Source organism: Ralstonia pickettii, assembly GCF_016466415.2.
Classification (GTDB): domain Bacteria; phylum Pseudomonadota; class Gammaproteobacteria; order Burkholderiales; family Burkholderiaceae; genus Ralstonia; species Ralstonia pickettii.
Map to the genome: position 1 here is coordinate 1,592,279 of NZ_CP066771.1, position 11,980 is coordinate 1,604,258.

Genomic DNA, 11,980 nt, shown 5'->3' on the forward strand with positions numbered 1-11,980 from the left:
GATTTGACGTAGTGCAGGGGTTCGACTCCCCCTCCCTCGCACCGGCTGCCGGGGCGCAAACGTCAGACCGCCGGGGCGGCCGCTTGCGCATCGGGCCGCTTGACGCGGAACCACGCCGCATACAACGCCGGCAAGAACAGCAGCGTCAAGACCGTGGCGATGATCAGGCCACCCATGATGGCGGCGGCCATCGGGCCCCAGAACACGCTGCGCGACAGCGGAATCATTGCCAGCACCGCCGCCGCCGCAGTCAGGATGATCGGCCGGAAACGACGCACGGCCGCTTCGACGATGGCATTCCACGTCGGCACGCCGGCCGCCACATCCTGCTCGATCTGGTCCACCAGAATGACCGAATTACGGATGATCATCCCGATCAGCGCCGTAATACCGAGTTGCGCAACAAAGCCCATCGGCGCGCGCAGCAGCAGCAACGTGGCTGCCGCGCCAATCAGCCCCAGCGGCCCGGTCAGGAACACCATCACTGAGCGCGAGAAGCTGTGCAGCTGGAGCATCAGCAGCGTGAAAATGATGAAAATGCACAGCGGCATCTGTGCAGCGATGGACGCACCCGCGTTGGCACTTTCCTCTTCTGCGCCGGCAATCTTGATCTGATAATCCGGCGGCAAGTCCGCGCGAATCTTGTCGAGCAGCGGGTTGATCTGCGCGGTCACGGTCGGGCCCTGCACGCCGTCCACCACGTCGGATTGCACGGTGATGCCGTAGTCGCGGTTCTCACGCCAGATCACGCCGGGTTCCCACGCAAAACCAACTCGCGCCACCTGCGTCAGCGGCACCGTGCGGCCACTGCTGGTCGGGACTTGCACGCGCTGCAGTGCGTCGAGCGTGTTGCGCTCGTCCTCCTGCGGACGCATCACGATGTCGAGCAGCTTGTCGCCGTCGCGGTATTGGGCGATGGGCGCGCCGGACATCACCGTCTGCGTGACCTGCGAGATGGAACCGGTCGACACACCCAGCGCGCGCGCCTTGTCCTGGTCGATGTCCAGGCGCAGCACCTTGACGTTCTCGTTCCAGTTGTCGTTCACGCCGACGGTGTTCGGATTGGCGCTCATGATGGCCTTGACCTGATCGGCAATCTTGCGCACCCCGCCAATGTCCGGGCCCATCACGCGGAACTGCACCGGATACGGCACCGGCGGTCCGTTCGGCAGCAGTTTCACACGGCCGCGCAGATGCGGGAATTGCGACTTCAGCAGCCCGATGACGTGTTGCCGCACACCCTCGCGCGCCTCCAGCGAAGTGGGCATCACGATGGCCTGCGCCACGTTTGTCTGCGGAAGAATCTGGTCCAGCGGCAGGTAGAAGCGCGGCGCACCCGAGCCGATGAACAGCGTCACGCTGTCGACGTTCTGCTCCTTGCGCATCAGCGCCTCGAAGCGTTTGGCTTCAGCTTCGGTCTGGTTGAAGCTGGAGCCTTCCGGCAGCCACAGCTCGACCATCAGTTCCGGGCGGCTCGAATCGGGGAAGAACTGCTTCTCGACATACTTGAAGCCGAACACGCCCAGCCCAAAGGCCACCAGCGTGATGACGATCACCGTCTTGCGGTATTCCACGCACCAGTTCACCCAGCCGCGGAAGCGGTTGTAGAACGGGGTGTCGAACAGCTCGTGGTGCCCGCCGCCCTCCACATGCGATTTCGTCCGCAGCAGCAGGAAACCGAGATACGGGACAAACACCACCGCCGCAAACCACGACAGCACCAGCGCCAGCGCGGTCACCGCAAAGATGCCGAACGTGTATTCGCCCACCGTCGAACGCGCCAGCCCCACGGGCAGGAACCCCGTGGCAGTGATGAGCGTGCCGGTCAGCATCGGCATGGCGGTCGACGTGTACGCGAAAGTGGCGGCCTCCATCTTGGAGAAGCCCTCTTCCAGCTTGCGCACCATCATTTCGACCGCGATGATCGCGTCGTCCACCAGCAGGCCCAGCGCGATGATCAGCGCACCAAGCGAAATCTTGTGCAGCCCGATGTCGAAGATGTTCATGAACAGGAACGTCACCGCCAGCACCAGCGGGATCGTCAGGCCCACCACTAGGCCCGGCCACACGTCGATGCGCAGCTTCGGCTTGGTGTGCAAGCCGAGCGAGAGGAAACTCACGCCCAGCACGATCACCACCGCCTCGATCAGCACGTGCACAAACTCGCCCACCGAACTCTGCACCGATTTCGGCTGGTTCTGCACCTGCTGCATCTCGATGCCCATCGGCAGCTTGGCGCGGATCTTGTCAACCGTGGCACGCAAGTCCTTGCCGAGCTGGATGATGTCGCCGCCCTTGGTCATCGAGATGCCCAGGCCGATCACCTCCTTGCCGTTGAAGCGCATCTTGGCGTGCGGCGGGTCCACGTAGCCGTGCTTGACCGTGGCGATGTCTCCGAGGCGGATATTGGTCGTGCCGCCGGGGCCGCGCAGCGTCAGGTTCTCCAGATCGCGGATGTCCGAAAACTGGCCCGACAGGCGAATCTGCACGTTGTCGGTCGGCGTGACCAGCACGCCGCTGGGGCCGATGTTGTTCTGCTGGCTGATCTGCGTGGCGATGCTGTTGATGTCCAGACCCATCTGCGACAGCTTGGCCTGCTGGAACTCGATGTAGATCTTTTCGTCCTGATCGCCCAGCAGTTCGACCTTGGCGACGTTGGGCACGCGCAGCAGCTGCTGGCGGATCGCATCGGCGTAGTCGTTGAGCTGGCGATAAGTGAAGCCATCGGCGGATAGCGCATAGATCGAGCCATACACGTCGCCGAAATCATCATTGAAGTACGGCCCGCGCACGCCTTGCGGCAACGTAGGCGCGATATCGCCCACTTTCTTGCGCACGGTGTACCAAAGCTGCTGCGTTTCCTTGGCGGGCGACGTGTCGGCCAGTTGGAAGGTGACGAGCGTTTCGCCGGGCTTGGAGTAGCTGCGGATCTTCCAGGCGTACGGCACTTCCTGCAGCGCCTTCTCGATCTTGTCGGTGACCTGGCGCGACATCTGCTCGGCCGTGGCGCCGGGCCAGAAGGCCTGCACGACCATCGCGCGGAAGGTGAAAGGCGGATCTTCATCCTGCCCCAGCTTGGAATACGCAAAGATGCCGCCGAGCAACAGCGCCACCAGCAAGAAGCGCGTGAGCGGTTGATGTTCAAGCGCCCAGCGTGACAGGTTGAAACGGGAATGTTCCATACGCGCGAAGGTTGGCGTGTTGGGGCGGGAGCCGGATGCGGCTTACCGGCGCGGCGTGATGGCGGACTGCGCCGACGGCTGATCGGCCGGCGCCATCGGCATCACCTTCTGGCCGGCCTTGAGCAGGTGCACGCCGGCGGTCACGATGGTCTGGCCGGGTTGCAGCCCGCTCTTCACCAGCAGCACGTTGTCGCGTGGCGCGCCCACCGTCACCGGCACGGGCTTCACCGTTTGCGATGCGGCGTCGTACAGCCAGACCACATTTTTGCCTTGATCCTGGAGCAGCGCGCTCATCGGCACCCGCACGCCCATGCCGCCGCTATCGCCACCGCCGCCGGGCCGCACAAAGGTGGCCGCTGCGGTCATGCCAAGTTTGAGTTCCGGCGGTGGATTCGGTACCGAAATCTTGACGGTGTACGTGCGTGTGACCGGGTCGGCTGCCGGCGCAATCTCGCGCACCTTGGCAGGAATGCTGCGCGACTGATCGGCCCACAGCTTCACGCTCACCTCGGGCGATTTGCGCAGCGTATCCACCTGATCCTCGGGAATGCCGACCACGACTTCCTTCTCTGCCGTTTGCGCCACGCGCACCACCGGTTGGCCTGCGGACACCACCTGTCCGACTTCGGCGTCGACCCCGGTCACTACGCCATCGGCGTCGGCTTCAAGCGTGGCATAACCGGCTTGATTCACCTGGTTGCGATAGCCGGCCCCGGCCTGCTCGTAGCGGGCTTGCGCGGCGTCATAGTTGGCTTGATGGCGTTGCTGCTCCGCCGCGCTGATAAAGCCCTTGGCGAACAGTTCGGAGTAGCGCTTGAGATCAGCCGCGGCCAGATCGCGATCGGTCTTGGCCGCCGACAACTGCGCCTGGGCCGATTGCTGGGCAAGAGCCAGATCTGTCGGGTCCAGCCGCGCAAGCACCTGGCCTTTCTTGACGGTGGCGCCAACGTCCACGAGCCGGGCGACGATCTTGCCCGGTACGCGGAAGCCCAGGCGCGATTCGATGCGCGGGCGTACGTCGCCGGAGAATTCCGCGGTGCCGGCGCCCTGCTCGCTGGTCACTGTCATGGTCCGCACCGGGCGCACCTCGGGCGCCTTGGGTGCCTCCTTGCTGCAGCCGGCCAGTAGCGCCGCGCCGGTCAGCAAAGCCGCCGATGCCGCTGTCGCCAATGAACGCCAGCGCGGCCGAGACCGCGTGTCGGAGAAACCGGTGAAGTCGGAATGCGGGTACGGCAAACGCAACGCTGGCATGACACGCTCTCAGTAAATAACTGACCGGTCAGTAATATACCCACGGCAATGCGCAGGGTCAACGACACGGCCGCGTCTGATTGACTTTTCTTGGCAGGTGCCCAGGCAAGGCTTTACGGCATGCTGCACCGCAACGCGCTGTAGAATGGCCGCCCTGCTTCAAACCTCACCAGAACGGCCTTCCCGTGACCCCCGACGATTACTGCGCCGACAAAGCGGCACCGCCCGGCAGCGACGTGTACTACAGCGTATTGTTTCTGGCGCCCGAACGCCGCCGCGCGACCATCGCGCTGGAAGCCGTACGCCGCGAGCTGGAAGACGCCGTACGCGACGCGAGCGATCCGGCGGTCGTTCAATCGAAGCTGCAGTGGTGGCGGCAGGAGCTTGCGCGGCTGTTCGAGGGCCGCCCTGAGCACCCCGCGGCGAAGGCATTGCAGCCGCATCTGGCCCGCTACGATATCGGCGCCGTGCATCTGGGCGAATTATTGGCCGGCGTCGAGGCTGACGCCATGCAAAACCGCTATCTGGATTGGCCCAACCTGCGCCGCCACGGCGATCAGGTGGCGGGCGTGGCAGGCCGGCTGACGGCTCGCATTGCCGGACAGACGCATGCGCGCACGCTGGAATTCGCGCGGCTGATGGCACTCGCCGAGCAGCTCGTTCATTTCGTCAGGAACCTGGGCGAAGACGTGCGCCATAACCGCGTCTACATCCCCGTGGACGAGCTGCAGCGGTTCAACGTACCCGCCGCCGATCTGTTCAACCGCCGATATGCAGAAGGCTTCAAGCCGTTGATGACCTTTCAGGCCGAGCGTGCCCGCGCGACCTACAAGGAAGCACTTGCCGCGCTGCCGGCAGAAGACCGCCGCGCGCAGCGCTCGGCGCTGATTCGCGGCGTGCTCGCCATGCGCCTGCTCGACGAGGTGGAAGCCGACGGCTTCCAGGTGCTCACGCAGCGCACGGACCTGACGCCGCTGCGCAAGCTCTGGCTGGCCTGGAAGACGCAGATCCGCGCTTGATCAGGCCTTGATGAGGTCCAGTGGCGCAAACCGCCCAGCCAGCACGGGCTGCGAATCCATCCCCCACCAGCGCTCCAGCACCGTGGCGTAAAGCGAGCGGAAATCGACCGACGGGTCGAGATTGCCGCCGCCGTCCAGCCGTTCCAGCACCGGGCCCTGCCCGGCCAGCCCACCCTTGACGCGGCCACCGGCCACAAAATGGGCGGCAGCCGTACCATGATCCGTGCCGTTGTTCAGGTTTTCGCGGGGGCGGCGGCCAAACTCCGAATACGTGACGATCAGCGTGTCGTTCCAGCGGCCCAACTCCGTCAACGCGCTCTTGAGCGAAGCGATGCCCTCGCCCAACTGCCGCAGCAGGTTCGCCTGCGTGCCTTGCTGATTGGTATGGGTATCAAAGCTACCCAGCGACAGGCACACCACGGCAACGTCCGCACCGCCTCGGCCTGGTGCTGCCACCACCTGCATCGCCGCCTTGATCGAGTTGCCGAACCCGCCGTCAGGAAAGCGCGTCTGGAACGCGAACTTGCCGGATTTCGGGCGCAGTCCGTCGGCCGCCTTGACGATATCAGCCTCCACCTTCAGCACGTGCGCCAGCGTGGCGTTGCCCATGGCATGCGAAGGCATCGCCAGCTTGGCTTCGTTGAGAAACGCATCGGGATTGGCCAGCGCCACGGCCCGTGCGCCGCCGTCGAGCGGGCCAAGATCAGCAGTGCCGATGATCACGCCATCGGCGCCGAACGATGGCGGCACGGGCCGCGCGGCAAACGCACGCGTCAACCAGCCCTCGCGCAGGTACTGGTCGGAGCGCGAGGCCGTGTCCCAGATCTCGATCGAGCGAAAGTGCGAGAGATTCGGCTGCGGATACGACAGGCCCTGCACCACCGACAATTCTCCCGCCTGCCACAGCGGCATCATCGCCTGCAAAGACGGATGCAGGCCGTAGCGGTCGTCCAGTTGCAGCACCTGCTCCCGCTTGATGGCGATGCGCGGGCGCAGCGCGTAGTACTGTGCGCTCGTGTAGGGCACCACGGTGTTCAGCCCGTCATTGCCGCCCTTGAGTTCGATGAGGATGAGCAGATTGCCATAGCCCTTGCGCTTGTCTTGCCCTTGCGCAAAGACAATCCCCGGGACCGCGCCACCCATGCCGAGCATGGCGCCTGCCTTCAGAAAATCGCGACGTTCCATGATGTGTGCTCCTGCAGCGGTGGCGTTACTTCAACTGGTAAGCCGGGTCCATCATCAGCGTGCGCAGGTACGCCGTACCGGCCAGCTTGACGGGAATCGGCGCGGTCGGCTCGATGGGCAACACGGCGCGCTGGATCGAAATGCGTGGGGCCAGTTGCGGAGGGTCATCTCCATCCGCGCCAAACTGCGCCAGCCATTTGGCTGAGTTGAACGACACCATCGTCTGCGACTGCGCCAGCTTGAAGCGGCCCTCCTGGCCCATGCCCTTGAGCGCCTGCCCCAGACCCTGCACGGCGCCGCCCTGCTTCAGGTCTTCGCGCATGGCGGCCATCATCATGCCGGGCTTCTGTTGTTGGCTCTGTTGCTGGGCCTGCTGCTGGGCTGCCGGCGCCTTCATTTCCGTGGAGCGGAAGAGTTGGTCGAGGAACTGCTTGCGCCCCAGCAACGTCGTCGCGTTGATCCACGCATCGCCGCCCGGCCAGCCCTTCACGTTGGGCGGGGCCAGCAGGTTCTGCCCTAGCTGCGCCGACTTGATGGCAAACGGCGTCGGGTCGGTGTACTGCACATTGAACTGCTTGAGCGTGCCGACGATCATTTCCACCGGGGACTTCACGAGCGTTGCGCGCGATTGCGGCGCCCAGAACGCCTGGGTGAGGAACAGCTCGCGCAACGCCACCTTGATGTCGTAGCCGCTTGCCCGGAACGCATCGGCCACGTGCTGCGCTTGTGCCGCATCTACGTCAGGCGAAATGAACTCGCGCCAAAGCTTGGTAACGATGAAGTTGGCCGTCTCGGGGCGAGACAGCAGGATGTCGAGCATCTGGTCGCCGTCGTAATCGCCGCTCTGGCCGAACACCGTCTTCACGCCCGTGTCGTGAATCTGCGGGCGCCAGATGTAGGCGAAATCGTGCTCGCGATCGATGCTCCAGCCCGTGTAGGTGCGCGCGGCTTCCTTGATGTCCTGTTCGGTGTAATGGCCTTCACCCAGCGTGAAAAGCTCCATCACCTCGCGCGCGAAGTTCTCGTTCGGCTTGCCCTTGCGGCTCTCGGCGCCGTCCAGATAAATCAGCATCGCCGGGTCTTTGCCGATGGCGTGCAGCATGGTGCCGAAGTTGCCCACCGCGTTCAGCCGGAGCAGCACGTTTTGCCGATACATCAATTGCGCGAACGGCACCTTCTGCGAACTGGAAACGAAATGGTTGTGCCAGAACAGCGTCATGCGTTCTGTCAGCGGCGACGGCGTCCTGATCATCTCGCCCATCCACCAGGCCCGCAATTCCAGCTCGTGCGCAGCATTCTTCTGGCGCGCCGCCTTGCGGGCATCTTCGTCGGGCAGCTTGTTGTAGGGGATGATCGGTTCGTTCACCCACGCCGGGGGCGTTTGCGTGGCAATGGTGCCCGTCTGCGCGAGCACCCGGTCGACGGCTTCGCGGTGCGTGAGTTCGGCGTAGGCGTCGAGTTCGCTCTCGGAAGGCGCAAAGCCGACGCGGGTGAGGAAATAGCGCGCATCGTCGCGGTCGAGGCGTTGCTCGTCGGCGGCCGGCGCCTTGGCTTGCGCAGTGTGGCGATGCGGCTTATTGTGCGTTGCCGCGTGCGTGGTCTGCAGTGAAAGTGCGCAGACGGCTGCCAGCGCCAAGAAGATCGTGGTGCTATGGATTCGCATGTCGGTCCCCCGAAACGACCCTACTGCTTTGCCGGGGCAGCGACTCCTGCGCCGTTCCTCGGCCCCTACCTAGCCGCCACGATGGTAGATATCCCGCGTGACGTCATAGATGTTCTGACGCAATTGCTTGCGTTCCTCGGGAGACAGCTTGCGTTGCGCAGACCCTCGATCGGCATTCTCTCCACGGCGGTTCTCCATCGCGGCGGCGCGGCGGCTGCGTTCTTCGCCACCACGGCCGTGCGCCGGACCCTGCCCACCCCTTTTCTCCTGCGCGCCGGCCTGCATTGCGTGTCCGCCGCCGAAAAAACCGCCGAGTCCGCCAAAGCCACCGCGTTCACTGCGCGCGTGCGCCTGCGAACCGGCCGCACAGAGGGCAAGAACACAGGTCAACAGCGCCGCGCGCCGCCGAAACATCACCGAGCGATTCGAAAAAGGAAGTTGAGAAGCCACGTCTTTGTTGCTGGAAACCGATGCGCCATGCATCATTGCGCGACAATCGATAACAGGCAACCGCATTGCACGCCAGTCCCCTCCGCGGGGGTCGACAGACCCCAAACCGTTGCGAGGAACTGCCAGGGCAGTGTAGCTGCGCGTCCTACAGACTGTTCGCGTGACTCGGTAAATAATGTAACCGTCTGTTTCAATTGGGCTTTTACTGCCTTCTGCTGTCCATTGGGCCCATGTTTTTGTCGTTACCATTAGCGCCATGGAAAATTCCGGTCAAAAGATTCTCGTCGTCGACGACGACCCCCGCCTGCGCGACCTGCTGCGCCGTTACCTGGGGGAACAGGGCTTCACCGTGCTGGTGGCGGAAAACGCCACGGCCATGAACAAACTCTGGCTGCGCGAGCGCTTCGACCTGCTCGTGCTTGACCTGATGATGCCGGGTGAAGACGGCTTGTCGATCTGCCGTCGCCTGCGCGGCGCAAATGATCAAACGCCCATCATCATGCTTACCGCCAAGGGCGAAGACGTCGACCGCATTGTCGGCCTTGAAATGGGCGCGGACGATTATCTTCCCAAGCCTTTCAACCCCCGCGAACTGATCGCGCGCATCCACGCCGTGCTGCGCCGCCGCGGCCCCGCCGAAATCCCGGGTGCGCCGTCCGAGACGCCGGAAACGTTCGCCTTTGGCGATTTCGTGCTCAACCTGGCCACGCGCACGCTCAAGAAAAACGACGAAGAGATCACCCTCACGACGGGTGAATTCTCCGTGCTCAAGGTGTTTGCACGCCATCCGCGCCAACCCCTATCGCGCGAGAAGCTGATGGAAATGGCGCGCGGCCGCGAATACGAAGTGTTCGACCGCAGCCTTGATGTGCAGATTTCGCGCCTGCGCAAGCTGATCGAACCGGACGCCAGCAACCCGCGCTTCATCCAGACCGTGTGGGGCCTGGGCTACGTGTTCATTCCCGACGGCGCCAAGTAAGCGCCCGAGCAACCTTTCTCTTCCGCATCCGACTTGCGCATCCCGCGTCCGGCCGCGTTACGGCGTCTGCTGATCAGTGTGTTTGGCTCGCTGTTCTGGCGAACCTTCATGCTGATCGCATTGCTGATCGCGATCTCACTGGGCGTATGGTTCCAGAGCTTCCGTATTTTCGAACGCGAGCCGCGCGCCCAGCAGATCGCCATGCAGGTCGTCAGCGTGGTCAAGCTCACGCGCGCGGCGCTGCTGTATTCCGATCCGTCACGACGCCGCTTCCTGCTGCTCGATCTCGTGCAGAACGAAGGCATCAAGGTCTACCCGCGCGAGAAGGAAGACGAATATCGCGAGCCGCACACCAACCCGTACCTGACGCAGCTTGTCCAAAAGGAAATTCGCAACCGGCTCGGTGCCGACGCGGTGATCGCCACGGCCGTCAATGACATCCCGGGCGTGTGGGTCAGCTTCCAGATCGAGGGCGACGACTACTGGGTCGCCATCAGCCCGGACCGTTTCGAGCACGTGCCTGGCTTGCAATGGCTGTGGTGGTCGATGGCGGCGCTGGTGTTGTCGGTGCTGGGCGCGGCGTTCATTACGTCACGCGTGAACCAGCCGCTCAAGCGGTTGGCCGACACGGCGCGCGCCATCAGCGCCGGAGAGGACCCGAAGGCGCTGCCCGAAGGCGGCGGCACGGAAGTGGCGCAGGCGAACCACAGTTTCAATCAGATGGTGCGCGACCTCAAGCAGCTCGAGGCCGATCGCGCCGTCATGCTGGCCGGCATCTCGCACGACCTGCGCACGCCCCTCACGCGCCTGCGTCTGGAAACCGAGATGAGCCCCGTCGACGAGCAAACACGCGAATTGATGGTGGCCGACATCGAACAGATGGACGCGATCATCGGCCAGTTCCTCGACTACGCGCGCCCCAACGGCGAGATGCTCGAAGACGTGGACCTGACCGAACTCGTGCGCGATATGGCGCCCGTTTACTCTGCGCATGACGATATCGACCTCACGCTCAAGCTCGCGCCCGAGGCCATCGCCCGCTGCAACCGCATGGAAACGCAGCGCATTCTCGACAACCTGATCGAAAACGCACGCCGCTACGGCAAGACCCCCGGCACGAACCGCGCAGAGATCACCGTCAGCACGTTCCTGCAAGGCAACGAGGTTGTGTTGTGCGTGGCCGATCGCGGTGCGGGTGTGCCGACGGATCAGCTTGCGTTGCTCACGCGGCCGTTCTACCGCCTCGAATCGGCACGCAGCGAAGCCAAGGGCGCCGGGCTTGGCATGTCGATCGTCAATCGCATCCTGCAGCGCAGCGGCGGCCGCCTCGTGCTTGAGAACCGCACACCGCCCGAAACGGGACTGCTCGTCAGCGCCTGCTACGCGCGCGCCTGATCCGGCACACTGCGCCGCCTCTCCCGGGCATATCCCCTGCTTCCCACGACTGTCATGCGTCGCCGATAAGGTGCGGCGGCAGGCAGCGCTATGGCTGGCGTTGAGAATATCAATTGGCCGGTTTTGAATTCATCGCCAATACTCCAGCCGCTAGGCTGTGCGCCTGCGCGTTCTTCGTCTCCGTCCGAACATCCTCCAGTCGAACCGGACGGCCGGTGAGCGTGTGTCTGCAAGTCCCCGTTTGGGTTTCGTACCCACTGCCACACAACTCCAGGAGAAGCTCATGAAGACCATTGGTGACAAGCTCGAACCGTTCAAGGTCGTCGGCGTCAAGCCCGGGTTCAACAATCACGAAGAGAACGGCGAGTCGGCGTTCGAAGACATCACCGAGACCTCGTTCCCGGGCAAATGGAAAGTCATCTTCTTCTATCCGAAGGACTTCACCTTTGTCTGTCCGACCGAAATCGTTGCCTTCGCCAAACTGAACGACGACTTTGCCGATCGAGACACGATCGTGCTGGGTGGCTCGACCGACAATGAATTCGTCAAGCTCGCATGGCGCCGCGAGCACAAAGACCTGAACAAGCTCAACCAGTGGTCGTTTGCAGATTCCACGGGTGCCTTGGTCGACCAGCTTGGCGTGCGCGAGCACGAGGCCGGTGTTGCGTTGCGCGCCACGTTCATCGTCGATCCGGACAACGTCATCCAGCACGTGTCGGTCAACAACCTGAACGTGGGTCGCAATCCGGACGAAGTGCTGCGCATTCTCGACGGCCTGCAGACGGACGAGTTGTGCCCGTGTAACCGCGCAGTCGGCGGTGCGACGCTGTAACGGCCACGCGGCGCCCTCCGAAGC

The 11,980-nt window shown here is 63.9% G+C and carries 9 protein-coding genes; 4 read left to right on the forward strand and 5 right to left on the reverse strand.

Features of this window, described 5'->3' with window-relative positions:
- Nucleotides 1–62: 62 nt before the first annotated feature.
- Together RP6297_RS07535 and RP6297_RS07540 are read right to left on the reverse strand one after the other, a co-directional pair.
- A complete protein-coding gene (locus RP6297_RS07535; RefSeq protein WP_009240740.1) occupies nt 63–3,182 on the reverse strand; it encodes an efflux RND transporter permease subunit in 3,120 nt (1,039 codons plus the stop codon).
- Between the two features lie 42 nt (nt 3,183–3,224).
- Nucleotides 3,225–4,433, reverse strand: coding sequence for an efflux RND transporter periplasmic adaptor subunit (locus RP6297_RS07540; RefSeq protein WP_009240741.1), 1,209 nt, complete (start codon nt 4,431–4,433; stop codon nt 3,225–3,227).
- Nucleotides 4,434–4,618: 185 nt separating this feature from the next.
- Here RP6297_RS07540 and hpnD point away from each other — a divergent pair, with 185 nt between their 5' ends.
- Nucleotides 4,619–5,452, forward strand: coding sequence for a presqualene diphosphate synthase HpnD (gene hpnD / locus RP6297_RS07545; RefSeq protein ID WP_009240742.1), 834 nt, complete (start codon nt 4,619–4,621; stop codon nt 5,450–5,452).
- On the opposite strand, the gene RP6297_RS07550 is transcribed toward hpnD, so the two are convergent.
- From RP6297_RS07550 to RP6297_RS07560, 3 genes are all read right to left on the reverse strand, one after another.
- On the reverse strand, nt 5,453–6,637 hold the full coding sequence (locus RP6297_RS07550; protein WP_009240743.1) for a DUF1501 domain-containing protein: 1,185 nt from the start codon (nt 6,635–6,637) through the stop codon (nt 5,453–5,455).
- Nucleotides 6,638–6,662: 25 nt separating this feature from the next.
- The gene (locus RP6297_RS07555; protein WP_009240744.1) at nt 6,663–8,300 is read right to left on the reverse strand and encodes a DUF1800 domain-containing protein; all 1,638 of its coding nucleotides are present in this window, start codon (nt 8,298–8,300) and stop codon (nt 6,663–6,665) included.
- A 69-nt stretch (nt 8,301–8,369) separates the two neighbouring features.
- Entirely contained in the window at nt 8,370–8,816 is a 447-nt protein-coding gene (locus RP6297_RS07560) for a hypothetical protein (RefSeq protein ID WP_012762068.1), read from the reverse strand.
- A 190-nt stretch (nt 8,817–9,006) separates the two neighbouring features.
- Between RP6297_RS07560 and ompR the strand changes: the two genes are divergently transcribed.
- From ompR to RP6297_RS07575, 3 genes are all read left to right on the forward strand, one after another.
- Nucleotides 9,007–9,729 (forward strand): osmolarity response regulator transcription factor OmpR, encoded by a 723-nt coding sequence (gene ompR / locus RP6297_RS07565; protein WP_004627064.1) that lies wholly within the window; start codon nt 9,007–9,009, stop codon nt 9,727–9,729.
- Nucleotides 9,730–9,762: 33 nt separating this feature from the next.
- Entirely contained in the window at nt 9,763–11,124 is a 1,362-nt protein-coding gene (locus RP6297_RS07570) for an ATP-binding protein (protein WP_009240746.1), read from the forward strand.
- A 283-nt stretch (nt 11,125–11,407) separates the two neighbouring features.
- Nucleotides 11,408–11,956, forward strand: a complete 549-nt coding sequence (locus RP6297_RS07575) for a peroxiredoxin (protein WP_004627068.1) — start codon at nt 11,408–11,410, stop codon at nt 11,954–11,956.
- Nucleotides 11,957–11,980: the final 24 nt, after the last annotated feature.

Coding starts and splice junctions, on each gene's coding strand:
- RP6297_RS07535 (WP_009240740.1), bottom strand. CDS start 3,182: ATGGAACATTCCCGTTTCAACCTGTCACGCTGGGCGCTTGAACATCAA.
- RP6297_RS07540 (WP_009240741.1), bottom strand. CDS start 4,433: ATGCCAGCGTTGCGTTTGCCGTACCCGCATTCCGACTTCACCGGTTTC.
- RP6297_RS07550 (WP_009240743.1), bottom strand. CDS start 6,637: ATGGAACGTCGCGATTTTCTGAAGGCAGGCGCCATGCTCGGCATGGGT.
- RP6297_RS07555 (WP_009240744.1), bottom strand. CDS start 8,300: ATGCGAATCCATAGCACCACGATCTTCTTGGCGCTGGCAGCCGTCTGC.
- RP6297_RS07560 (WP_012762068.1), bottom strand. CDS start 8,816: ATGCGGTTGCCTGTTATCGATTGTCGCGCAATGATGCATGGCGCATCG.
- ompR (WP_004627064.1), top strand. CDS start 9,007: ATGGAAAATTCCGGTCAAAAGATTCTCGTCGTCGACGACGACCCCCGC.
- RP6297_RS07575 (WP_004627068.1), top strand. CDS start 11,408: ATGAAGACCATTGGTGACAAGCTCGAACCGTTCAAGGTCGTCGGCGTC.